24 protein-coding genes are annotated in these 25,620 nt (G+C 35.2%); 13 read left to right on the top strand and 11 right to left on the bottom strand.

The genetic code is table 11. From position 1 onward, the window contains the following. Positions 1-7 precede the first annotated feature (7 nt). Together GKR88_19770 and GKR88_19765 are read left to right on the top strand one after the other, a co-directional pair. On the top strand, positions 8-1,312 hold the full coding sequence (locus tag GKR88_19770) for a hypothetical protein (protein ID QMU66301.1): 1,305 nt from the start codon (positions 8-10) through the stop codon (positions 1,310-1,312). 1 nt (position 1,313) lies between these two features. Continuing rightward, positions 1,314-2,210 (top strand): hypothetical protein, encoded by an 897-nt coding sequence (locus tag GKR88_19765; GenBank protein ID QMU66300.1) that lies wholly within the window; start codon positions 1,314-1,316, stop codon positions 2,208-2,210. Here GKR88_19765 and GKR88_19760 read toward each other — a convergent pair. Both GKR88_19760 and GKR88_19755 read right to left on the bottom strand, forming a co-directional pair. Then, positions 2,199-2,819, bottom strand: coding sequence for an acyltransferase (locus GKR88_19760; protein QMU66299.1), 621 nt, complete (start codon positions 2,817-2,819; stop codon positions 2,199-2,201). The two genes, GKR88_19765 and GKR88_19760, sit on opposite strands and share 12 nt — an antisense overlap. Beyond that, a complete protein-coding gene (locus GKR88_19755; GenBank protein QMU66298.1) occupies positions 2,812-4,011 on the bottom strand; it encodes an oligosaccharide flippase family protein in 1,200 nt (399 codons plus the stop codon). The genes GKR88_19760 and GKR88_19755 overlap by 8 nt, the downstream gene beginning before the upstream one ends. 375 nt (positions 4,012-4,386) lie before the next feature. On the opposite strand from GKR88_19755, the gene GKR88_19750 reads away from it, so the two are divergent. From GKR88_19750 to GKR88_19730, 5 genes are all read left to right on the top strand, one after another. Beyond that, the gene (locus GKR88_19750) at positions 4,387-5,073 is read left to right on the top strand and encodes a noncanonical pyrimidine nucleotidase, YjjG family (protein ID QMU66297.1); all 687 of its coding nucleotides are present in this window, start codon (positions 4,387-4,389) and stop codon (positions 5,071-5,073) included. 179 nt (positions 5,074-5,252) lie between these two features. Continuing rightward, positions 5,253-5,771 (top strand): hypothetical protein, encoded by a 519-nt coding sequence (locus GKR88_19745; protein ID QMU66296.1) that lies wholly within the window; start codon positions 5,253-5,255, stop codon positions 5,769-5,771. A 24-nt stretch (positions 5,772-5,795) separates the two neighbouring features. Then, positions 5,796-6,344, top strand: coding sequence for a hypothetical protein (locus GKR88_19740; GenBank protein QMU66295.1), 549 nt, complete (start codon positions 5,796-5,798; stop codon positions 6,342-6,344). A 181-nt stretch (positions 6,345-6,525) separates the two neighbouring features. Then, complete coding sequence (locus GKR88_19735) at positions 6,526-6,822, top strand: hypothetical protein (GenBank protein ID QMU66294.1); 297 nt, start codon at positions 6,526-6,528, stop codon at positions 6,820-6,822. 280 nt (positions 6,823-7,102) lie between these two features. Further along, on the top strand, positions 7,103-7,717 hold the full coding sequence (locus tag GKR88_19730; protein ID QMU66293.1) for a hypothetical protein: 615 nt from the start codon (positions 7,103-7,105) through the stop codon (positions 7,715-7,717). 55 nt (positions 7,718-7,772) lie between these two features. Here GKR88_19730 and GKR88_19725 read toward each other — a convergent pair whose 3' ends face one another. Next, positions 7,773-9,047 (bottom strand): AAA family ATPase, encoded by a 1,275-nt coding sequence (locus GKR88_19725; protein ID QMU66292.1) that lies wholly within the window; start codon positions 9,045-9,047, stop codon positions 7,773-7,775. A gap of 93 nt (positions 9,048-9,140) precedes the next feature. On the opposite strand from GKR88_19725, the gene GKR88_19720 reads away from it, so the two are divergent. Beyond that, complete coding sequence (locus tag GKR88_19720) at positions 9,141-9,773, top strand: rhomboid family intramembrane serine protease (GenBank protein QMU66291.1); 633 nt, start codon at positions 9,141-9,143, stop codon at positions 9,771-9,773. 9 nt (positions 9,774-9,782) lie between these two features. Here the strand turns inward: GKR88_19720 and rlmB are convergent, their stop codons facing one another. The 8 genes from rlmB to GKR88_19680 all read right to left on the bottom strand — a co-directional run bounded on the left by rlmB (position 9,783) and on the right by GKR88_19680 (position 20,276). Continuing rightward, complete coding sequence (gene rlmB, locus GKR88_19715) at positions 9,783-10,529, bottom strand: 23S rRNA (guanosine(2251)-2'-O)-methyltransferase RlmB (GenBank protein QMU66290.1); 747 nt, start codon at positions 10,527-10,529, stop codon at positions 9,783-9,785. 166 nt (positions 10,530-10,695) lie between these two features. Then, entirely contained in the window at positions 10,696-11,415 is a 720-nt protein-coding gene (locus GKR88_19710; protein ID QMU66289.1) for a hypothetical protein, read from the bottom strand. A gap of 69 nt (positions 11,416-11,484) precedes the next feature. Continuing rightward, complete coding sequence (locus GKR88_19705; GenBank protein QMU66288.1) at positions 11,485-13,011, bottom strand: RagB/SusD family nutrient uptake outer membrane protein; 1,527 nt, start codon at positions 13,009-13,011, stop codon at positions 11,485-11,487. 18 nt (positions 13,012-13,029) lie between these two features. Beyond that, positions 13,030-16,356, bottom strand: a complete 3,327-nt coding sequence (locus tag GKR88_19700; GenBank protein QMU66287.1) for a SusC/RagA family TonB-linked outer membrane protein — start codon at positions 16,354-16,356, stop codon at positions 13,030-13,032. Positions 16,357-16,605: 249 nt separating this feature from the next. After that, positions 16,606-17,771 (bottom strand): IS3 family transposase gene (locus tag GKR88_19695; GenBank protein ID QMU66286.1). Its coding sequence is split into 2 segments (ribosomal slippage): positions 16,606-17,522 and positions 17,522-17,771, totalling 1,167 coding nucleotides; the frame shifts between segments, so codons are not numbered across the junction. 433 nt (positions 17,772-18,204) lie between these two features. Next, on the bottom strand, positions 18,205-18,891 hold the full coding sequence (locus GKR88_19690) for an RNA pseudouridine synthase (protein QMU66285.1): 687 nt from the start codon (positions 18,889-18,891) through the stop codon (positions 18,205-18,207). Positions 18,892-18,896: 5 nt separating this feature from the next. Continuing rightward, entirely contained in the window at positions 18,897-19,508 is a 612-nt protein-coding gene (locus GKR88_19685; protein QMU66284.1) for a YihA family ribosome biogenesis GTP-binding protein, read from the bottom strand. A gap of 3 nt (positions 19,509-19,511) precedes the next feature. Continuing rightward, complete coding sequence (locus GKR88_19680) at positions 19,512-20,276, bottom strand: alpha/beta fold hydrolase (protein ID QMU66283.1); 765 nt, start codon at positions 20,274-20,276, stop codon at positions 19,512-19,514. A gap of 182 nt (positions 20,277-20,458) precedes the next feature. Here GKR88_19680 and GKR88_19675 point away from each other — a divergent pair, with 182 nt between their 5' ends. Genes GKR88_19675 through GKR88_19655 form a run of 5 tightly spaced genes read left to right on the top strand, consistent with a single transcriptional unit; the run spans position 20,459 to position 25,618 of the window. After that, entirely contained in the window at positions 20,459-20,926 is a 468-nt protein-coding gene (locus tag GKR88_19675) for a division/cell wall cluster transcriptional repressor MraZ (protein QMU66282.1), read from the top strand. Further along, positions 20,913-21,812 carry a 16S rRNA (cytosine(1402)-N(4))-methyltransferase RsmH gene (rsmH, locus tag GKR88_19670; GenBank protein QMU66281.1) on the top strand — a complete coding sequence of 300 codons (900 nt, stop codon included), beginning with the start codon at positions 20,913-20,915 and terminating at the stop codon, positions 21,810-21,812. The genes GKR88_19675 and rsmH overlap by 14 nt, the downstream gene beginning before the upstream one ends. A gap of 1 nt (position 21,813) precedes the next feature. Further along, positions 21,814-22,143, top strand: coding sequence for an S-adenosyl-methyltransferase (locus GKR88_19665; protein QMU66280.1), 330 nt, complete (start codon positions 21,814-21,816; stop codon positions 22,141-22,143). Positions 22,144-22,201: 58 nt separating this feature from the next. Beyond that, positions 22,202-24,166 (top strand): PASTA domain-containing protein, encoded by a 1,965-nt coding sequence (locus GKR88_19660; protein ID QMU66792.1) that lies wholly within the window; start codon positions 22,202-22,204, stop codon positions 24,164-24,166. Then, on the top strand, positions 24,167-25,618 hold the full coding sequence (locus tag GKR88_19655) for a UDP-N-acetylmuramoyl-L-alanyl-D-glutamate--2,6-diaminopimelate ligase (GenBank protein ID QMU66279.1): 1,452 nt from the start codon (positions 24,167-24,169) through the stop codon (positions 25,616-25,618). The last annotated feature ends 2 nt before the right edge of the window (positions 25,619-25,620 follow it).

The following is a 25,620-nucleotide window of genomic DNA, read 5'->3' as shown; positions in this document are numbered from 1 at the left end:
AGTTTTATTGATATTAATTTATTCTCATAAAATTACACCAAGACTAAGGTATATCTGCAAGCATATTTTTACAAGAATACTGTCTGCTGAGGTTGATTTTACTGTTAAAATAGAAGAATTTGTAGCGTTTAACGGCCCTAAATTAAGTTATACAAAACTACCTTTGGGAAAAGAATTTTTTATCAGAAGTCATGATTTGCTTTTTGAGCAAGGTGTAAATGATTTGGAAATTCACGTTCAAAAATGGGACGATATTCCCTGCTTTTTTAATGCAGGAATGAAATCCGGTGTCTCATTTGATATTTTTGCTGCAAGTTTTTATTTAATCTCAAGATACGAGGAGTATTTACCCCATGTAAAAGATGTTCATGAACGATTTACCGCAGTACGGAGCCTCGCTTTTACTTATGGCTTTTTAGAAAAACCCGTTATTGATATTTGGGCATTTAAATTAAGAACAAAACTAAAAGCAAAATTTCCGGATTATGTATTTTCCGAAAGAAAGTATGAATACACCTCTACTGTAGATGTAGACAATGCATTTGCATATAAGTATAAGAACTTTATAAGAACTTTTGGAGGATTCGTCAAAAATGTATTAAGGCTTCAATTGCGAAGTTGTTGGGATAGATTTGCGGTGCTAACCACTATTAAAAAAGACCCTAATGATACATTCACTACCATTTTATCTTTAAGTGAACGCTATAAAATACCTACTGTTTTTTTCTTTTTAGTAGGAGATTATACCACTTTTGACACCAATGTTTCTACATCTAAAAATAAATTTAAATTACTTATAAAACACATTGTTGACTATGCAAAAGTAGGATTACATCCTTCTTACTTTACTATGAAGGATAGTAAGATGTTAAAGAAAGAAAAAGAAAGACTGGAAGGCATAACGAATATTCCTGTTACAAAATCCAGACAACACTTTTTAAGGCTCAGCTTACCGGAAACCTATCGGAATTTACTGGATTTAGAGGTTTTTGAAGATTACTCTATGGGGTATGCCGACCATATAGGGTTTAGGGCAGGTACTTGTACTCCTTTTTATTTTTATGATTTGGATTTTGAAATACAAACCCCGTTAAAAATACACCCTTTTGCCTTAATGGATACTACATTGAACGACTATTTAAGGTTAACCCCCAAACAATCTTTGGGAAAAATAAGAACTATAAACCATGAAGTAAGAGCTGTAAACGGTTCTTTTGTTTCCTTATTCCACAATGAAAGTTTAAGCAACTATAAAAGATGGAAAGGATGGCAGCGAGTTTATGAAGCAATGTTAAAAATGGTAATCTCTTAGTGTGATTTCTTTTATAAACAGAGCAGATCTAGACGAAGATAAATACAATAATTGTATCGCAAATGCTGTACAGAGTAGAATATATGCATATTCCTGGTATCTGGATATGGTTTGCGACAACTGGAGTGTACTGGTATTAAATGATTATGAGGTGGTTATGCCAATCCCCCATAAGAAAAAATTATGTATTAATTATATTTCTCAACCTTTTTTCTGCCAGCAGTTAGGGATTTTTACATTACGAGAAGAAGAAGGTATAACGGAAACGTTTATTTCTGCAATTCCCAAAAGGTTTATAAAAATCAATTTACAACTGAACTCTCAAAACAAGGTTTCGAAAAGATTCGTACAAAAGAATAGAACGAATTATGTATTGAGGTTAAATGCCACTTATGAAGATCTCTTTAGAGCTTTTTCCAAAGGAAGGAAACACGCTATAAAACAAGCGTTAAGAAGCGAATTATTGATAAGTAGCTTTTCTATCGACGAATTGGTTTTGATAGCCAGAAAGTATTATCATTATAAAGATTTTAAATCCGGGAATTATGATCAGTTTATAAAACTCACAGAGGTTTTAATAAAAAAACAAAAAGCCCTGCTGATAGGAGTAAGAAATGAGCACCGAGTTTTAATTGGAGGCGCAGTTTTTCTGATTGATAATTTCAGAATTATATATTTGTTCTCCGCAGTATCTCCCGAAGGAAAACAAAATCAGGTTGCCGGCTTTTTACTAAATACAGTTATTAAAAAGTATGCAAATACGGATTATATATTAGATTTTGAAGGGTCGGAAATTCGTGGAATAGCTTCATTTTACAGGAGTTTTAATGCAAAAGAAGAAAAATATGGTGTCTTGGTAAAAAAAATCAACACTCAAAGAAAATTTTCAACTTATTGATTTTGAGGCTTCTAAAAATTCTCGATATTTTTCAGGTAATTTTCTGTTAAAAACAATGACCGTTAAATCTTCCGTATAAGTTCCTTTTTCTTTAACTACCTTACACGGATTTCCCACAGCAATAGTATTTAAAGGAACGTCTTTTGTAACTACCGAGTTTGCCCCGATAACCACATTGTCGCCAATGGTAACTTCCGGCAGAATGGTAGCATTTGCCCCTATCCAGACATTATTCCCTATCCGAATGGGTTTTCCTTTAATATGACTTCTAAAATTCTCTGCATTATGATTCGCGGAAATAATTGAAACCCCGGGGCCAAATTCTATATTGCTCCCAAAATGAATGCCATTAGTAGCCTGCATGTAATTGTTTAGGTTATCACCGGGATCACATAAAATGCCTTTGGTAATATTTTGAGGAGCAATTACTTTGGATGTATAATGGACGGGCCATTTTACTTCCGGATTTAATCGAAATAATTTTTGTGGAATTAGATAATGAAAAAATAAGATATAATAACGCTGATAACCATATTTCGACCTGTAATATTCAGGATAAAATAAATTGATAACCCAGCCGAATAGTAGAAAATCTAAAGCATTAAACATTTTTTAATTTTTTTAGGACATTCAAAAAATATAGTAGTAAAAGGAAATATCCGATTCCTCCGAAAACAGATAAAATAACGATGGTAACAGTAATCGTATTTTGTAGGTGTCCGACATAGACTGCAATTAGGTTTACTGAAAGTAAATAGCTATTGAATAGTAAACTTATGTGATTTTTATTTAAAACAACAATTAAACTACTGACGGGATTAAAAGAGGTTCTGGCAAAAATTAAAAAAGACAATCCTAAAGTAAACATGCTAATATGTTGCCAATCCCTATGTAAATACAACTCTAAAAGATATATACCTAAAGTATTTATCAATAATAGAATAAAAAACATCAACAATAAATTTCCGCGTACTAATTTTTTTGTGATTTTCAGGATTTCAGATCTCTTTGACAGATATAATTCGGAGATTTTTTGAAAATATACCTGTGATACGGATGAAGAAATCAAAAATAGCGGAGCTGTCAGTAATTTCATCGTAAAAAAATAAACTCCAGCTTGGGCTTTATCAAAAAAAGTTACTATTAAAACAGGCATTAAATGTATGGCAAAAGCATTAATAGTATTGCCCGGTAACAAGTACTTTATAATGGTAGGATTGCTTTTTAATTCATTTTTTATAGAGTGAAAATATATGTGTGCCGGAAATTTTAAGTTTTGGAAATAAAAGAAAATAACAATTAGAAATTGAGAAATAATATAGCCATAGATCAGACCGTATATTTCGTATCTTGAATAGAGAATAATTTGAAAACTAACATTTATAAGTGTAAGTAAAATTTTACTGTTTGACAAAAGTTTAAATTTCTTTTTAAATATAAAAAAGCTTTCATTCACAGTAAAAAATGAGAAGAGTATACCTCCTAAGAAAACACATATAATAAGATGTGGAGTTATATTTTTTAAAATGTGCTGTTCCGAAAGAAAATAGATACCGGCTACTAACAGAACAGAAACCAAAAGAACTACAATACCCAAAAAATGATACCAGTTTTTAGCACTGAGAAGATTTTTGGCGATAACAATATTTTTTTCCAGTTGAAGTGTACTGATAATTGAAAAAATACTAATGATACTTACAAACACCCCAAACACCCCATAAGCATCAGTACCGTACAGTTTAGCCAAATATAAAGAACCAAGGACTGCAATAATCTGTCCGATGGCAGTTCCTCTAAACATGATGAATATGTTTTTAAGAAAATTTGATGAAAGCTTTTTATGTATTTTTGAGACCAAAATTTATTTATCAAAAGTACATGAATTTTTTTATTTGAAAATTCACAAAAAACAAATAAAAAAATTTATGGACTAACGAAGTGGTTACTGAAGTGAAACTAAATTTTGTATTTTTTAGGGCGTGTTAACACTAAACGGGAATCATGGATTTTTTAGCTATTTTTTTGGATTTTGAGGCAGTTTTTGCAGAACATAGCCGAGCTACGTTTAAAAAAACTAACGAAAAAAGGCAGAAAAAGAGGAAAAAAGACAATTTTTGGCTTAGTGTTAACACGCCCTAATCAAAATTTAGTTTTTTACAGAAGAAATATAACTGAAATGAAACATATACGGCATGTATTCTTTGACTTGGATCATACTTTATGGGATTTTGAAAAAAACTCGGCTTTAACTTTCAAAAAAGTTTTAAATGATTATGCCATAAATATAAGTGTTGATTCTTTTTTAGAAGTATATAAACCGATTAACTTTCATTATTGGAAATTGTATAGAGAAGAAAAAATTTCCAAAGAAAAATTAAGATATAGTAGATTGTATGAAACTTTTAAAACGCTGCGTTATACTATTTCCGATGAATTCATAGAGACATTATCTGAAAAGTATATAGAGTTTTTACCCGGATTCAATCATTTGTTTGAAGGGACGATTGAATTATTAGAATATCTAAAAAAGAAATATGAATTGCATATCATAACAAATGGCTTTGAAGAAGTGCAAACACTTAAAATGGAAAAATCCGGAATTTTATCTTATTTTGGCCAAATCATCACTTCCGAATCTGCCGGAGTTAAAAAACCCAATCCAAAAATATTTGCACATGCATTAAAAAAGGCAAATGCAAAAGCAGGTAATTCTATTATGATAGGAGATAGTTTAGAGGCCGATATACAAGGAGCGTTAAACTGCAATTTTTCCGTGATACATTGTAATTTTGAAGAAGAAAAAATTACTAGAGATAATTTAATTTCGGTAAACTCGTTAAATGAAATAGAGAGATACCTTTAATACAAGTTTAAAGTTGGAAAATTCCAAGTTAAAAATTAGCCAATGCCTAAATAAAGTTGCTTTTTACACTTTTTAACTTTTCAACTGTGTTTTTTTGAGAAATAAACGTTATAATAATTGATTACACTTAATTATGCCACTAATTTAAAAATTCGTATCTTAATATAAAGTTTAGAATTATGAATTTACTACATTTTATTGAACAATTTCCAGATGAGTTTTCCTGTAAATCACATATGAAGTTGGCTCGTTCAAAAGAAGGAGTCATTTGCAAAAAATGTCAATCAAAAAAGCACTATTGGTTAAAGTCTAAATGGATGTGGCAATGTTCTTATTGTGGTTTTAGAACTACTCTACGCAGCGGTACTATGATGGAGAACTCCAATTTACCTATTCGTACTTGGTATCTCGCTATGGCATTTATGACTTTTAGTAAAAAAGGTATTTCTGCTGCCGAATTACAACGTCAGCTCAACCATACACGTTATACCACTATTACCACACTAAAATCGGTGCATATAGCCATAAGTAATGCAAAACGCACTCTGTTAGGTATTTACCATAAAATTAAAGGAAAATATTTGCAGAATTATCTTGACGAGTTCTGCTATAAACTCAACAGACGCTATTTCGCTGAAAGACTATTTGATAGACTGGTAGTAGCTGTCACTCATCAATACTGGTATAAAAGTGGGTAATCAATTTATAATAATATAAAAAGTATGAAAACAAATCTATTAAAGAATTACTCGTTTTTACTTTTCTTGGGTTTTGTATTTAATTCCTGTGTGAATAACTTGGATTTCAACCAGGTCGATTATTCCGCAACGCCGGTATATAATTCACCAATTATTTTTTTTGATTTAAATCAAAATCACTTTATTGACACGGCAACCAATACGGATATTCTCACCCTGACTGAAATTACTAATATTACGGTTTTTGAAAACTCTTTTATCAGAGACAATACGGAAAGAGTAGCAATAACAATTGAAGTAAATAATCAGTTTAACAGAAACTTTACATTTGCTATGGATTTTCTCGATGGAAATAATAATGTGCTTTACAGCGCAATTAATTTTACGGCACCTTCCAACCAACTTACGGTTCCTGTAATTGCTCCGATTGTCATCGCAAACAATCAGAATTTTTTAAGCACAAGAAAGATTCGGGTTACAATACAAATGTCTGCCGGTACAACAATGTTAGACCCTGATATAATTCAGAATGTAAGTTTTAAATCAACAGGCATCTATTATATAAGAACGTAGGAGATGATTAGAAGAATCGTTTTTATAGTACTTTTATTTTCCTTCAATAAAGGCATATCGCAACAGGAATTGATATATGGTTTTGCTGATACTCCTCAAACACTGCTGTTAAACCCGGGGGGCAGAAATCAATTATAAATACCATATAGGAGTCCCTTTTCTTTCGGGTTTTTCGTTTAATGTGAATTCAACAAATCTGGTTTTGGGAGATTTGTTTTTGAATAATGGAATAGATTTTAATACTAAAGTAGATAATGTTATAAACAAACTGAGTAAAAATGATTATATAGACCTTCATACAAAGATTGATGTTTTGAATGGAGGATATAGATATGATGATCAAACATATATCAGTTTTGGATTTTATCAGGAGTTGGATTTTATTTTTTACTTTCCAAAAGATATTGCCATTCTCATCGATCAGGGGAACGCCCCTTTCTTAAATAGGCCTTTTTCACTCTCTCAACTGGGCTTTTAAAGGAGATTTTTCAGGAGTATTACATGCAGGAATATCGAGAAAAGTAAATGATAAACTCAATATAGGAGCAAGAGTAAAAATATACTCTTCCGCTTTCAATGCGGAGACAACAAATAATTCGGGAACTTTTACGACCACTACAGACAATACGAATCTCCTTAGACAGTATCTTAACAATATTGATGTCAACATTAAATCTTCCGGCATTTTTGAGAATGATGAAATCATAAATAACCCAACAAATCTATATACAAATACTTTTTTAGGGGGAAACCTGGGCTTGGGATTTGATATTGGCTTTACCTATCATATCAATCCGCAACTGGAATTTTCCGGAAGTATCTTAGACATTGGCTTTATAAATCATTCAAAAAGAACATATAATTTTACAGCAAAAGGAGACTTTGTTTTTGACGGAATAAACTTTCAATACGATGGTAACAATACGGATTATTGGAGTGATTTGGATACTGCTTTTAATAATCGGGTTCCGAACGGAAAAAACGAAAATTCTTATGTTTCCTGGAGGCCTGCAAAAATAAATGCTGCTTTGAAATATAGTTTTGGGCAGCGGAGGTCCGTAGTATGTTACGCAGAAACAAAAAAAGAGCATCGTTATAATGCTATCGGAGTACAATTACACTCTGTTTTCAGGCCTGTAAAATCACAATTTGCACTGACCGGTTTTTTTGAAACATCCCTAACAGAAAAATTTCACACAAAAGTTACTTATACCGTAAATGATTTTTCAAATAAAAATATTGGACTTGCCATTAGCGGTGAATTTTTAAATGTCAATATTTTTGGAGCAGTGGATAATATTTTCGGTTTAACAGATATAGCTGCTATAAAGTCAGTATCAGTAGCATTAGGAATAAATGTGGTTTTTAATTAGGGCGTGCTAACATGCCCTAGTAGAAATCCTTACAGAATTGATTTGGCAAAGAGTTTTAGTAATTATATTTATGTTTCCACAATTTTTTCAAATAATCTCTAAAATTTCTTTCTCTGGAATTATTGCCGGGCTCGTAAAGTGTCGTATTTGAAATTTCTTCAGGCAAATATTCCTGAGTTGTAAAGTTATTTTCAAAATCATGAGCATACATGTAATCCTTACCATATTCCAGATCTTTCATCAATTTTGTAGGAGCATTTTTTAAATGTAGAGGAACCGGTAAATCACCTGTTTCCCGAACCATTCTTTGCGCTTTTTTAATAGATAGGTAAGAAGCATTGCTCTTAGGAGAACAGGCTAAATATACTGCACATTGGCTTAATATAATTCTGGCCTCCGGATAACCGATAACCGATACAGCTTGAAAGGTATTATTTGCTAAAATAAATGCGGTAGGGTTTGCATTGCCAATATCTTCGGAAGCTGAAATAAGCATTCTTCTGGCAATGAATTTTAAATCTTCACCCCCTTCAATCATTCGGGCTAACCAGTAGACTGCTGCATTCGGATCGCTGCCACGGATAGATTTTATAAATGCAGAAATGATATCATAATGTTGATCTCCGACTTTATCATATCTGGCTGAATTTTTCTGTACATTTTCCAATACAAAATGATTTGTAATGGTAACCGGATCTACTACGGAATTTACGAGAAGCTCAAAAATATTCAATAATTTTCTTGCATCGCCGCCGGAAACTTTGGTCAATGCTTCTGTTTCTTTTAAGAGGATATTTCTTTTAGAGATCATGCTGTCTTTCTGCATAGCTCTTTTTAAAAGAGCCATCAGATCATCCTCACCAAAAGGATTCAAAATATATACCTGACAGCGGGAAAGTAATGCGGAAATGACTTCAAAACTTGGGTTTTCTGTCGTAGCCCCGATCAATGTAATCCAACCTTTTTCTACGGCACCTAATAAAGAGTCTTGTTGTGATTTGCTAAACCTGTGAATTTCGTCAATAAAAAGAATGGGGTTTTTTGTTGTAAACAGTCCTGAATTTTTTTTTGCGCTCTCAATAACTTCCCTCACATCTTTAACACCGGAACTAATAGCACTTAATGTGTAAAAAGGTCTTTCGGACTCAGCTGCAATAATGTTTGCCAAAGTAGTCTTTCCCGTACCGGGCGGCCCCCAAAGAATTAAGGAAGGAACCACACCTTTTTTGATATGGTTGGTCAAAATACCATTTTCACCAACCAAGTGTTGCTGACTAATATAATCGTCTAGGCATTTAGGCCTGATTCTTTCTGCCAAAGGTTCATTCATTAGGTAAAAATACTAAAGATCTATGACAGAAATTCAGAAAATTAAAAATGGAGGAGTTTTTGGGTTAAAGTCAACAAAACAAAATACCATAAAATGAATTGGACCATTTTTAGAATTCCTGTTTTATTTGTTGTTTTGATATGGTTAGTGTATTGGGTTGAAATTACTTTTGATTTGAATTTCAATAAATTTGGGATTTTCCCGAGAACTATTAGTGGTTTAAAAGGTATTATTTTTACCCATTTCATACACAGTGATACCTCACATTTATTTAATAATTCTATTCCCATTGCAGTTCTTTTGGCTGCGTTATTCTCATTTTACAGAGAAATTGCATATAGAGTATTGTGTATAGGAGGTTTGCTGACAGGGTTTCTTACATGGATCATAGCCAGAGAAGCATATCATATTGGAGCAAGTGGTATCATATACTTGTTATTTAGTTTTATTTTTTTTAGTGGGATCATTAGAAAGCATTACAGGTTGATAGCAATTTCATTGATAGTCATTTTTTTATATGGAAGTATGATTTGGTATATCTTACCCATAAAAGAAGGAATGTCCTGGGAAGGTCATCTTTCAGGATTTGTAATGGGTATTCTTCTGTCTTTGGCCTACAAAAAAGTGGGTACGGTAAAAGAGAAGTTTCAATTTTCAGAAACCGAATTTGATTTACTTTTTGATAAGAATGGCAATTTTATAGGAAATACGGAAGAAGAAGAGTAACCTGATTAATTAACTTATTCTCTGTCTCAACGTTTCATATAACAGTACACCACAAGCAACGGAAACATTTAAAGAAGCTATGGAGCCCATTAGAGGCAATTTAGCTTTATAGTCTGCTATTTTTAATATGGAAGGGTTTACTCCTTTATATTCCGAACCCATTACAATAGCTATCGGTTGATTAAGGTTAACACTATATATGGAATCTTTGGCTTTTTCTGCTGCTGCGATGGTTTTGATACCTTCGGCTTGAAGGATAAATAAAGCATCTTTAATATGATTAACTCTGCAAATGGAAACTTTAAATACTGCTCCGGCTGATGTTTTAACAGTTTCCGCATTTACCGGCGCACTGCCATGTTGTTGAATGATAATACCATTTACTCCCGTACACTCGGCAGTTCTAATGATAGCACCAAAATTTCTAACATCGGATATCTGATCCAATACTAAAAATAAAGGCAATTGATGATCATTTTTTATATGTGTTATTAAATGTTCCAAATCGACAAATGCTATCGGAGAAATTTGAGCTACAGCACCTTGATGGTTTTTATTTTTGGATAACTTATTTAGTTTTTCTACAGGAACCAAACTAACAGTTATTCCATGAGCATTAATTAATCTCTTTAATTCAAAAAACAAATCTCCTCTTAATCCTTTTTGAAGATATATTTTGTTAATAGCATTACCATTTTTAATAGCTTCTATAATAGCTCTAAGCCCAAATATGTCGGTTTGATTGTTCGATGCCATTTTAACTTTTATTTATCTCAAAAAAAGAATGCTGTTTTGTAGTGTATTCTAAGAGTTGAGCAAACTTTTAACTCAAGACTTTTTAACTTTAAACGAGTTCATTATATAAAAAATAGATTGCCTAAAGACAATCTATTTTTTATATAATGTAATACTTTCTACTAACTTACGGAAGTGTAAACGTTACGGATGAGTTAGAAGTATATGAATTACCAGCTATACTATGTACACCGCTTCCGGTCGTAATTTGTACAGCAGTACCTCCGTCTCCGTAGCTATCTGTAATGGTAAATGTATAAGTACCGTCAGCTAAACATAGAACTCTACTCCAGTCTGATCCGTCAGGAGCAGATGAAAAAGCTCCGGCTGACATAGACTCAACGGTTGCTCCGGAACTATCGGTTAATCTATAACCGGCTTCTTCAGGCCAGTTATCGAAAGTTAACCTTAACGTTACTTCATTTGTAGGACATACTTGGTTGACACTTAAAGTGATATTTCCACCTGTAAATAATCCGGTTTGTTCTCCAAAAGCTAACTCAATCGTTTTTCCGGCACCTATGTTGATATCAGAAACAGTAACGCTCAGAGTTCCAACATTAGAGTTGGCAGGAATGGTAACAGTAGTAGGAACCGTATATGAAGCGGCATCCGCTGTTGTACCGGAAGTCACAACATTTACATTTACGGTCCTGTCAATACCTACTTTATTTGCTGCATAAATAGTAATATTCCTTGTATTCATTGACCCTATATCTACACCAAAGGCAAAGGTCGATGATTCGAATGAGACATAATTAACCCCTGTAGGTGTTACATTATCTTTACAGCTATTTAAAGAAAGTAGCGTAACGAATGCAAGTAATACTAATGTGATTTTTTTCATCTTAATTTAAATTTTATATTAATTAATCAGCAAGTATTCATCACTTGCTGATTATTAAAGATTGATTACTTATTGATTTTGATCACTAAGGAAAGGGTTGTTTTGAATTTCATCTAACGGAATTTCAAACTGCATTCTCTCATCATTATATGGGATAGCTTCTCCTACAAAAGATAAGTGATTAGATCCTCGCATAGTAGTAGCCTTATTACGCTTCATGGCGAAGTAACTTTTACCTTCACCCCATAATTCGATACGAGTTTGTAAATAAATTTCATTTAATAAAGCTTGACCACTTAAACTATTGATATAACTTACATCCGGAACTCTGTTAGTCATAAGTGCTTGGAGATTGGTTCTTGCGGCAGCTTCATTGCCATTTCTTGCATTTGCTTCGGCATTTAACAAATAAGCCTCTTCTACACGCATGTATACATAATCTACAGTAATACCAACCTGAGGCCCGGCACCGATTCCATCAGAGGCTCTAAACTTGAACAGAGGCTGTAGATGCCTGCTATGCGCAGGGTTATTAAAAAATTGAGGTCTTCTGTAATCATTAGCCGGCATGGCATTAAATAGGTTCTGATCCATTACTTTATAATCTCCTGCCCAGGCATAACTGTACGACCAGGCATCTATTTGCCCCCACCAGGATATTAGCCCTAAGCCATTGTTGGCTGTAATGTCAATACCCCACATCCAACTTGACGAATTTACATCGTCAAAACCATTGACACCTCCGGCAGCAGCAACCAATTCGTTTTGGGCTAAAATGCTGTAACCACCGCTGCTGATTACTTGCTGAGTCAGAGAAGCCACTTCTGCGTCACTTCCTCCCTTAGCACCCAATACATAGGCTAACAACATCCTGGCTACATCCTGATTCACCTGATTTTTTGCTGCTCTGGTAAAACCGTTTAACAGAGAAATAGCGTCTCTTAAGTCTCTTTCCATTAAATCATATACCTCAGCAGCAGTTGATTTTGCCAGGTTAGTTCCTATAGGCTCAGTATACAACGGAAGTATGGGCTCGGAAGCATTGTATTCCTTTTGATAGAATTGTGTTAAATAAAAATACGAATGAGCTCTCATGGCTTTGGCCTGCCCCATGGCATATTGGTTGTCGGTAGTCATCGGAGTAGCATCATTACCTCCTAAGGTTTGAATCACGTTATTAGCAGACCTAATCAATCTGTAATAGTGTCGCCAAACTTGCCTGTTATCTCCAAAAGTAAAGTCTTGCGGAGCCTGAAATTCTGTGATACTGGCTCTGTACCAGCCAAAAACACTTGCACTTAAAGCCATATCTCCGCAGAGCATATCGCTAAATACATCGTATGATTTATGCCCAAAATCATCATGTCCGGTGGTACCACCGGTACCGGTTTGGATCATCTGTGCATATATACCGTTAACAAAAGCAACGGGAATTCCGAGATTTGTCAATGCCCCCTGCTCAAGTTGTGCAGAGGTAAGGAATTCTGTAGGCTGGCTTACTCCTGAGACACCGCTATTATCCAACAGATCGTCGTTACAGCCTAAACTAGTACTTAGAATAGTAGCAATTAAGGTTAATTTTAAGATTTTTTTCATGATTGATATTTTTTTAGATTAAAATTTTACTCTTACACCTAATGTGATCGTTGTTGCAGGTGCATATATTCTTCTTGCTGAGCTTCCTATTTCCGTAACGGATGGGTTAAACCCGTTTCTTGCAGTCTCTATGAAAAGATTATCTCCGGAAACCCATAAGTTAATTGCATCAATGCCTGACTTAGCAGTAAAAGTACCGGGTACCGTATAGCCAATTCTGGCATTGTTAAGCGCTATAAAATCCGTGCTGGTGATAAATCGGGAAGACAGTGAAGTGGAATTCACAATGGCGTTATCGGATAATAACGGAACATCTGTAATGTCTCCGGGATTTTGCCACCTGCTTCTAATGTCAGTGTGGAAATTATTACCGGCAGCTCCAAACCTGTCGCTCATCAATTCAGCATATTGTCCGTCGTAAGCATACCCTCCCAAACTATAGGTAAACTGCGTAGAGAAATCAAAACCTTTCCATGTACCTGAAAGTCTGAAAGCACCTCTTACTGTGGGAATAAATGATTTATTTAGGTATACCTGAGTAGCATTCGCATACGTTCTGGTCACAACTCTCCGGATATTAGCATTGGTTGCTGTTTGCTGATATTCAAACAGAGAACTTGTTGCACTTGCATTACCATTTTCAAGTGTAGAGAAGTCTCCCTCTCCGGCATCCAACACACCATTGTTATTTCTGTCGTCGTAATACTGATACCACAGCGGAGATCCGTCAGCAGGATCAACACCGGCCCACTCTCTCATGTAGAAATCAAAAATAGAACGACCTACTGAAAATGCATAGGATCCGTCTAAACTGGAATTTTCATCGATAATTCTTGGTGTACCTGTACTGGGATCCAATGGCATCACTAACATTTCGTTATTTAAAAACTCCCCGTTTACAGACAGATCTAATTTAAAATCTTCTTTATTTATGATATGACCGGTTACGTCAAATTCTAAAGCCGAATTCAACACCTCTCCATCGTTTACTCTTATTGATGAGAAACCTGCGGAAGGCCCTACTCTTTGATTAAAAAATAAGTTATCCGTAACTTTTCTGTAGAAATCAAAGTTAGCATCTAGATAGTTTCCTAAACTAAGCTCAATTCCTGCTTGAAACATTCTCGAAGTCTCCCACGTTAGGCCAGAATCTGAAGGAAGGTTTTCAGAAAGTGCTAATGCACCTCCAACAAAATCAGCATTAAATGTATTGAAACCTAAAGATGTTGGTACTCCTTGCTGATCACCGGTAACCCCCCAGGAAGCTTTTGCTTTCAAATAGGAAACAAAACTGTTTTCCATAAAGTTTTCTTCGGTAAGTACCCAGGCACCACCTATGGACCCGAAAACACCCCACGGGTCATCTACAAATCGCGAAGAACCGTCAGTTCTTAACGAGCCTGTAAGATAATATTTACCGGCATAGTTATAATTTACCTGGGAAAAATAAGACTCAATACCGGAGCCATCATCAAATCCGGTAGAAGGAGTTGCTTCTTCCAGATAGTTACTCAAATTGTATAACCCCGACACAATTACATTACGCTTAGATTGTACATTCTGTTGAAAAAGTTCTTCATACGTCTCGTGAGCAACTAGTGCGTCTATATTATGGTCTCCAAACGTTTTCTTGTAACGTAATAATTGTAAAAAAGTTTGAGACCATCTGATTTGTGTGGTAGCTGCAATAGTACCATTTATGGTATTTGATCTCGCAGTCCCGTATAAATGGTTTGAAACATTATTTCTCTTAAAGTAGGAGAATTGGCCGCCAAATCTCGTTTCAAAGGTAAGATCATCGGTTATTTTGACATCTGCTGATAAATTACCATTAAAGGCATGTATGTCTCTACCATCAAAATCTAAAACTGCCGAACCGATAGGGTTCAATAAATTTGCATTTGGACGGTTTCTTGTGAATTCACCGGCCGCAGCATCAATAATACCGTCACCATTTAGATCACCGGTCAGCGAACCATAATCATATTGCGATCCTCCAAAAACAGGATCCGGAATTAAATCCCCGGTATTTGGAAATCTTGCAAATACAGGATAAATAGGAGCCATTTTATCAGCAAATTCAAATATGTTTTCCGAGCCGATAATCTGTCCGTTATTTGTACTTTCGGAAAATGCGTACCCTAAACCTGCTCTGACTTTTATCCATTCTTTTAAATCGGAAGATAGATTAAGCCTTGTGGAATATCTTTTAAAATTTGAGTTTATGGAGTATCCTTCATCTTCCAGGTACCCTATGGATACAAAGTATTTTGATTTTGCAGAACCTCCGCTTGCACGAAGATTGGCCTCAGTCCTGATACCGGTACTAAATGATAAATCCGCATACCTTTCGGGATTAAATAACCTTGCCGTACCGGGTCTTACGGTACGCGTTGCCGGATCTATCAGGGCAGCAGCGTCGGGAACATTCCACATATTATAGCCGGCACCAATACCGTTATCTGTCAATAACCTGCCGTTAGCAAATGCAACAGGATTAGGATCCCCGGTTACCCTTCCTCTGTTGAATAGGCCTTCCCATACAAGCCCTACATATTCTTCCGGTGAAGTCAGCACATCATATCTGGGAATTAATTGAGAATTTACCCCCGTTTTTACATCCACTTCTATAGAACCTATCTCACTGGAAGATCCGGATTTAGTGGTAATTAACACCACTCCGTTTGCCCCTCTGGAACCGTAAATAGCAGTGGCCGTTGCATCTTTAAGAACGGTGGTACTTTTAATATCCGCAGGATTGATTGAATTCAGGTCGAAGTTTCCCGAAAACTGAACACCGTCTACAACGTATAAAGGAGTACGGCTTCCTAACGGAGACCCATATCCTCTTATTCGAATGGTACCGATCGTACCGGGCTGTCCGGAAGTATTGATCACGGTAACTCCGGCAACTTCACCTGCCAGTGCCTGCGTTACGTTTGAAAACGATTTTGCTTCGAGGTTCTCGGCTTTCACCACAGATGCCGTACCCGCATACGCTTTCTTTGTCGTAGTACCATAACCAATCACCACCACCTCGTCAAGTACTTCACCTCCTTCAACCATTCTTACATTAATAGTGTTAGCAGTTCCAACAGTTCTTTCTACTGTTTGGTAGCCTAAATAGGCGAAGACCAAAACATCGCCAATGTTAGTTTTGATAGTATACTTCCCGTCAAAATCTGTCTCAGTTCCGATAGTAGTTCCTTTTATAATAACACTAACTCCGGGCAAACCTCCCGAATCATCGGTAATAGTGCCCGAAATTGTCTTTTGTTGCGCAAAAGAAACCTGCACTACAAACGCTAATAATAGCGTTAAAATCCCATTAAACTTTGTCTTCATTGTATAATTGTTTGAATTAATTAATGTCAAAAGTCTTAAATAAATATTAAAACTCCAATTTTTTAACAAAAAAAAACACAAAAAAGTTAACAAATCTTTAAGTCTTTTTAATTTTTGTTGACACATGTTTAAAAAAAATACAATTTGTTAGTGGTAATTTTTGAGTCTTATAATTTGGTAAACTACAAATAACCAAAACAGATTTAAGATTATAGACGTTGGATATGCAACAAAAAATGGTACAAAAAGTTAAGCTACATTTTTGATTTGATATAATTTTTCAAATTCGATGATATTTTTGTAACCAAGAGCAGAATGTCTTCTGTATCTGTTGTACCAAGTTTCTATGTATTCAAAGACTTTAATTTGAAGACTTTTGTTGGATATAAACTTATTGTCTATCATTAGTTCTGTTTTGATTGTTTTAAAAAAAGATTCAGCTACTGCATTATCCCAACAGTTTCCTTTTCTACTCATACTGGGTGTTACATGATAACTTTTAAGGATATTAACAAACGCATGAGATGCGTATTGTACACCTCGATCAGAATGAAAAATCATACCTTCACAAGGCATTCTGTTGTTTACAGCCATTCTCCATGCAGCAATGATAGTTTGTCTTGCTTTGAGTCCATTGCTCAAAGACCAACCAATGACTTTACGATCAAACAGGTCAATAATTACCGTTAAGTACAGCCATCCTTGTGCAGTCTTTAAATAGGTAATATCAGAAACCCATTTCTGTGCAGCAGCGGTAGCTTTAAAATCTCTATCCAATACATTATCAGCTACTGGATATTGATGCTTAGAATCTGTCGTGACAACAAATTTCTTTTTACGAACTGCTTTAATCCCGTGTTTTTTCATCAATCGTGCTACCCTAGGCCTAGATACTTTAAACCCTTTAGCTTTGAGTTCCTCTGTAATTCTAGGACTTCCATAAGTAGATTTACTTCGCTCACAGATACGGTGAATCTCAGAGAGTAGCATACGATTTTTTCCATCTCTATCTGATGGAACATAATTCTTACTCCTGTAATAACTGTTTCTACTAATTTTAAAAATTTTACACATCTTCCCAACCGGATATTCTCTACTGTAATCTTTGATAAATTTCAATACTTCCGATCGCTCTTGGAGAAGATGCTCACGGCCTTTTTTAAGATATCCCGCTCCATGGTAACATCCTTGAGCTGTTTACGTAATCGCTCTAACTCTTTCTGATCTTCTGTGAGTTGTTTGACGCCATTACCGCTAAAAGCTAAATCAGGACGCTGTTCTAATTCTCTACGCCATCTGTAAATAAGATCTGCACTGATTCCCAATTCCATGGCAATCTGCTTTGTGTTACCTCGTACATTGCTTAATTCTACTGCTTTAATTTTAAACTCTTTACTGTATTTTCTTCGTTTCATATGGTTAAGTTATTTTAGATAAAATTAGCTTAACTCTTTGTCACTCTAAATGTAGCAAGTCCACGTAATGGTGTATATCATTACATAAAACCAATATATCATAAGAAAATAGTGTTTTTCCTGTGTTTTAAAAGGGTAGAGCGAAGAAGGGTTAATCTATTGTCATTTGAAAAACGGATATAGAGCCTCCGGTAATTTTTATTAAAAAAACCATACTGAGACCTTTGCCGTTAGTGATATATTCCGCATTTGAATTGATTTAGTTTCAGATTTCTTTCTTCTCGAAAATTTTAAATCCTCAAAACCAATAGGTTATTCCGGTTGAAAATGTTCTTCGGGCGTCGAACTTTTTTGTCAAATCAATTCTGCAAAGGTCTCATACTGTTAAAAATGAACGAACTTTAAACTCGGAACTTTCAAACTTGAAACCCTATTATAAACAAGTGTGCCAAATCACATCATTTGAAGGAGGAGCAGTAATTTGAATTTCTTCTTTTTTTACCGGATGAATGAATTGTATTTTTCTTGCATGTAAGTATATACTCCTGTTTTTAACAGTCCGATTAAAACCGTATTTTAAATCTCCTTTTACAGGGCTTCCTATAAAAGAAAGCTGTGCTCTGATTTGGTGATGTCTGCCGGTTTCCAGATGGATTTCCAGTAGAAAATAATGAGTCAATGATTTTATGACTTTATAGTGTAAAACAGCCTTTTTACTACCCGGAGTTTCTTTACTAAAAACGGTAGATTTATTGCTTTTGGGATTCTTCTTTAAAAAATGAATAAGGGTATCATGATCTTTTACGGGTTTGTTTTTAACAACGGCCCAATAGGTTTTTTGTATTTGCTTTTCTCGTAGCATTTCATTCAGGTGCCTCAAAGACTTAGAAGTTTTGGCAAATAATACAATGCCGCTTGTGGGCCTGTCTAATCGGTGTACGACACCTAAAAAAACATCATTGGGTTTGTGGTACTTTTTTTTTAGATATTGTTTAACCAACTCGCTCAAAGGAATATCTCCTGTTCTGTCGCCCTGCACAATATCTCCGGCTTTTTTATTGACAATAATCATATGATTGTCTTCGTATAAAACAGATAACATACCCTTAATAGAATGCATAGAAGTTACATAAAATCATCCGCAATATCCTGATTGACTTTATGAATAAATGTTAGAAATTCATCGCGCCCAAGCCCGGAAGGTGAGGAAGTAATAAAAGTAGTAGGAACGGTTTCCCAGGTGTGTAATAATCTTTTTTTATAGGAAGTAATTTGTTTATTCAGTTTTGAGCTTCCCAACTTATCGGCTTTCGTAAAAACAATACAGAACGGAATTTGATGTTCTCCTAAAAACCGCATGAACTCCAGATCTGTTTTTTGAGGGTCATGCCTGGAATCTATTAAAACAAAAGCACATACCAATTGTTCTCTTCGTTTAAAATAATCCTTAATAAAATACCCAAAACCAGCTTTCTTTTCTTTAGAAACTTTAGCATACCCGTAACCGGGTAAGTCTACCAAAAACCACTCATTATTTATTTTAAAATGATTGATGAGTTGAGTTTTCCCGGGAGTTCCCGATGTTTTTGCTAAATTTTTTCGCGCCATTAACATATTGATCAATGAGGATTTTCCGACGTTAGATCGTCCGATAAGAGCATATTCCGGAATGCTGTCTTTGGGGCACTTGAATACATCCGTATTGCTAATGATAAAATCGGCAGATTTAATTTTCATTAGCTACAAATCTCTTTCCCGAAACCATTTTTCCAATATCGAGTTAAACTCTTTAGGAGTTTCCATCATGGCAGCATGACCACATTTATCTATCCAGAACAAATCGGAATCCGGCAGTAATTTATGGAAGTCTTCCGCTACTTCAGGAGGAGTTACATGGTCTTGTTTTCCCCAGATAAGGCAGGTAGGCTGCTTTATATTTGGCAGATCATTTGCCATGTTGTGTCTGATCGCACTTTTGGCAATTGCCAATGTCCTGATGACGGAATTTCGATCATTAACAATTTTGTAAACCTCATTAATAAGCTCTTTCGTAGCTACCTTTGGATCATAAAAAACACTTTTGGTTTTTTGCTCGACATACTCATAGCTCCCCCTTTTTGGATAGCTGTCACCCATAGATTTTTCATACAAACCGGAACTTCCGGTAAGTACCAAAGCAGCAATATCCCCAGGGTAATGTTTGGTATAATACAAACCTATATGACCTCCCAAAGAATTACCCAGCAAAATAACATCTTTTAAGTTTTTGTACGCTATAAAGTTGCGAATAAACTTCGCCAAATTTTTAACATTTGTCTTTAGAAGTGGTAAAGTGTATAACGGAAGTTCAGGCATTAAGACCTTATATCCTATTTTTGAAAAATGTTGAAAAGCCTCATCAAAATTGCTGAGCCCTCCCATCAGGCCATGAAGAACTATGATAGATCTTCCTTCACCGGCTTCAATATAGTTGTACCCTCCCTCAGTGATAAGATTTTTAGTCATTGTCTATACATTGAACTTGGCGGCAAATGTAATTCTTTTTTATAAGAATCCATCGATTTTGAATTATCAGTTTCCGGATTATTTAAAAGTTGTTTTTTAAAATTTTATTAACAAAGTGGTAAAAAGTGGTAAAAAGTGGTATTTTTTTTTTACATTTGAACTAAAATCCGGGGAGTAAAGAGATGGTACATTTAACAGGAACATACGAATGTATGGCAGATGCCAAAGGAAGGTTGATGTTGCCTGCTGCTCTAAAAAAACAGTTAGCACCTATCTTACAAGAAGGATTTGTAATGAAAAGAAGCGTTTTTCAACCCTGCCTGGAGTTATATCCTATGCAGGAATGGAATGCAATGATGCAGAAAATTCACGGCCTAAACAGGTTTGTGAAAAAGAACAATGATTTTATCAGAAGGTTTACTGCCGGAGTAAAAATGATAGCATTAGATGTGTCCGGTAGATTATTGATTCCGAAAGATTTATATGGCTTTGCTAATATTGATAAAAAAGTAGTATTGTCTTCGGCTATCAATATTATTGAAGTTTGGGATAAAGACAATTATGAAGAAGCAGTAGATGTATCTGCTTCTGATTTTGCTTCACTGGCAGAAGAGGTCATGGGAAATACGGATATGAATGAATTATCATAGTTCCGTATTACTAAAAGAGAGTGTAGCTGCTTTAGCTATAAAAGAAAATGGGGTTTATGTGGACGTTACGTATGGCGGAGGAGGTCATTCGGGAGAAATTATAAAAAGACTTGGACCAAAAGGGAAGCTGTTTGCTTTTGATCAGGATAGGGACGCTTTGGCTAATGCAATGGATGATGAAAGATTTACATTGATTTTGGGGAACTTTAGACTTATTTCCGGGTTTTTGAAATTTTACAAAGTTAGGAGAGTAGATGGAATTTTGGCTGATTTAGGAGTTTCTTCCCATCAATTTGATACGGCAAAGAGGGGGTTTTCTACAAGATTTGATACCGATCTGGATATGAGGATGAATCGGAAATCTGCTGTTTCGGCAAAAAAAATTGTCAATGAATATTCGGAAGAAGAACTATCCGACATATTCTCCTCATACGGAGAATTGAGAAACTCAAGAAAAATAGCAAAAACTATTGTAGAGGAAAGAAAAAATAAAAAGATAGAAACAAGTTTTCAATTAAAGCAGGTTTTGAAAAGATATATACCTGTTTCAAAAGAACATAAAATGACAGCGCAATTATTTCAAGCTATTCGAATTGAAGTAAATAAAGAGTTAGAGGCGTTAAAAGATTTTTTACGGCAAGTGCCGGATTTATTAAAAAATGATGGGAGATTAAGTGTTATTTCATACCATTCTTTAGAGGACAGGTTGGTTAAGAGATTTATTAAAACAGGTACGTTTAGCGGAGAAGTCGAAAAGGATTTTTTTGGCAATACCAATGAACCTCTAAAAAAAGTTGGAAAACTCATTACCCCTGCACCGGAAGAAATAAAAATAAACAACAGGGCCCGTAGTGCCAAATTACGAATTGCAACTTTAAATACTTAAAATGCCAAAGGTCAGAAAGAACATATATGATGTTTTAAGAGGAAGTTTTCTCACAGATGAATCTGCTTTTAAAAATTGGCGAATCATCATTTTTATAGTGCTGCTGCTGTTAATGATGATTTCCGGTGCACATGATGCAGATAAGAAAGTAGTAAAAATTTCGGAGTTACATAAAAAAAGGATTGCACTAAGAGAAGCGTATATAGCTTCCGAAACTCTTTTGATGCAAATGAAAATGGAATCGAATATAAGGCAAAAGGCTAAAGAAATAGGACTATTTCCAACCCATACCCCACCAACCAAAATAAGAGTCATTTCAAAAAAAGAATAATACTGTGAACACATTTAAAGAGGGTATATTGACAAAGTTTTACATGATAGCTGCTTTCATGGCCGTTTTTCTTTGTGTGATTGTTTTTAAAGTAGTAAGCATTCAGTATACGGAAGGAGACAAATATCAAAAACTTGCTACCGAAATTACAAAAAGACAGGATACGATTTATGCAAACAAAGGAAATGTGTATTCTTCGGACGGAAAATTATTAGCCACTTCTGTCTCTAAGTATACCATTAGAATGGATGCAATGACAGTAAAAAAAGAAGTTTTTGATAAAAACATAGCGGCTTTATCCAAATCATTGTCAGCATTATTAGGAAAATCGGTAGCCTATTACTATAAAAAAATACGAAATGCAAGAAAAAAGAAGAATCGTTATCTGCTAATTGCGAGAAATATAGGATATCATGAATATATAAAGATGAAGACATTTCCTATTTTTAAACTGGGCATTTATAAGGGAGGTTTTATTGCAGAGCACAAAACGGTTCGCGAACACCCTATCGGTAAAATAGCAGAAAGAACCATTGGCTATCATGATTACAGAGGAGAAGCCGGAATTGAAGGAGCTTTTGCAGATGAGATGACAGGTGTAAATGGTTTGCGATGGAAGCAAAAAATAGCCAAAAACCAATGGAAACCCATTAATGATGTCAATGAAAAAGAGCCGTTAGACGGATCGGATGTCATTACTACGATTGATGTGAATATTCAGGATATCACACACCATGCATTGCTTAGGCAACTGGAATATTTTGAAGCGGATCACGGATGCGCTGTGGTGATGGAAACCGCCACTGGTGAAATAAGAGCGATTTCAAACCTGGGAAAAACGCCTAAAGGAAAATACTACGAGAAAAGAAACTATGCCATCTGGGAAGCTCACGAACCGGGTTCTACCTTCAAACTTGCAAGCCTGATGGCTGCCATAGATGATAAGATGATTGATACCGCTACGGTAGTTGATACCGAAAGAGGAAAAATATTTATTCATGGAGACAAAGTAGAAGATTCTCAGACGGGAGGATATGGAATAATATCTGCGGCAAGAGCTTTTGAAGTTTCCTCCAATGTGGGGATTGTAAAACTCATCAGAAAACATTACGACCATCAACCGGAAAAGTTTTACAGCAAAATGAAACAATTTGGGTTGACAGAAAAAATAGGGATCCCTATTAAAGGAGAGGGGAACCCTTATATAAGAAACCCCAAAGACAAAAAAAACTGGTATAAAACATCCTTGGAGTGGATGTCATGGGGATATGGAATTTCCCTGACACCATTACAAATGCTGACTTTTTATAATGCCATTGCTAATGACGGTGTAATGGTAAAACCGCAGTTTATTAAAGAATTGCGACATCAAAATAAAACAACTCAAACTTTTAAAACTGAAGTGATCCGCTCACAGATAGCCTCACCGTCAACCATTAGAAAAGTAAAAAAAGTACTGGAAAATGTAGTATTAAAAGGAACTGCAGACAATATTTATTCGTCGAATTTTTCAATGGCAGGAAAAACAGGTACGGCAAAAAAATATATCACCTCTTATACAGATAAAAAAGGCAACCGCGTACCGGGAGGATACTCAGGTGAAAGGTATATTGCCTCCTTTGCGGGTTTTTTCCCTGTGGATAAACCCAAATATTCCTGTATTGTTGTGATACATGATCCTAACAAGGAAAAGGGGTATTACGGAGCCACTGTTGCAGCTCCGGTATTTAAAGAAATTGCTCAAAAAATATATACAAATACACCGGTTGATGATGAGGTGGATATTCATAAAGAAGCTTTTAAGAGTATAGAAAAACTGTATACTGCTCATCATGAAAAGATACAAAAGAACTATACAAAAGTGCCTGATGTCAGTGGCATGCCGGTCATGGACGCCATTCCTTTATTAGAAAATATCGGCCTAAAAATAAAGACGTTTGGTGTTGGAAAAGTACAATCGCAATCCATACAAAGCGGAGAGAAATTAGTGAAAGGAAAAACCATTGTTTTAAAATTATTATAGTTGAAATTACTACAAGACATATTGCACAAGGTTTCGGTTGATACTATTTACGGAAAGGTTGATATTCCTATCTCTGCAATAGTTTTTGACTCCAGGGAGGTAATTGAAAAATCACTTTTTGTAGCTCAAAAAGGGCTGACTACAGATGGGCATAGGTATATTTCGGAAGCCATAACACAAGGCGCAAGTGCTATCATTTGTCAGGTAATTCCAAAAAACAGAACCAGGCATGTTACCTATATTCAAGTCGGGGACGCTGCTACTGCATTGGCAATTGTTTCCGCAAATTTTTATGACAACCCGTCCTCTAAATTGCAATTGATCGGTGTAACAGGAACCAACGGCAAAACAACCGTAGCCTCTTTACTGTATCAACTATTTAGAAAATCGGGAAAAAAAACGGGATTGCTTTCAACAGTAAAAATACTTGTGGGAGATAAAGAATACCCAACAACACATACCACACCGGATTCGGTAACCATTAACCGCTATTTGCATGAAATGGTAAAGGCAGGTATTGACTATTGTTTTATGGAAGTGAGTTCACACGGAATTCATCAAAAAAGAACAGAAGGACTGAATTTTAGAGGCGGAGTTTTTACAAATCTGTCACATGACCATTTGGATTATCACAAAACCTATGCTGCATACAGGGATATAAAAAAAACATTCTTCGATTTGCTACCTGAAAATGCATTTGCACTAGTCAATGCCGATGATAAAAATGGAGTCATTATGCTGCAGAACACAAAGGCGGAGAAAAAAACGTATGCTCTTAAAAATCATGCAGATTATAAAGCGAAGATCATTGAAAAAAGAATATCAGGGACACTGATCAATTACAGAGGGATAGAAATCTGGACTGCATTAACAGGTGTTTTTAATAGCTATAACCTATTGGCAATTATCTCGGTATCAGATTTGTTAGGGCTGGAAAAACAAGAAGTATTACGGGTTATAAGTGAATTGGAAAGTGTTCCGGGAAGATTTGAATATATCATTTCGGAAAATAACATTACGGCAATAGTAGATTATGCACATACTCCGAATGCTCTAAAAAATGTGTTACAAACTGTAAATGATATCCGAACAGGAAGCGAAAAACTCATTACAGTTGTCGGTTGCGGAGGAGATAGAGATGCTTTGAAAAGGCCAAAAATGGCATATATAACTTCGCAATTAAGCAATCAGGCAATTTTTACTGCTGACAACCCAAGAACAGAAGATCCTCAAATTATTCTGGAACAAATGGAGGCAGGAGTAACTCCGGAAAACTATAAGAAAACACTATCTGTTTTAAATCGCAAGCAAGCGATTAGAACAGCATATCAAATGGCAAATTCCGGAGATATCATTGTAATTGCAGGGAAAGGGCACGAAACATATCAGGAAATAAATGGCGTACGAACCTATTTTTCAGATGTAGAAGAAATAAAAAACTGTTTTCAATAAAT

The sequence above is a fragment of the Flavobacteriaceae bacterium genome (assembly GCA_014075215.1).
Classification (GTDB): Bacteria; Bacteroidota; Bacteroidia; order Flavobacteriales; family Flavobacteriaceae; genus Polaribacter.
This window is presented reverse-complemented; position numbering and strand designations above follow the sequence as displayed.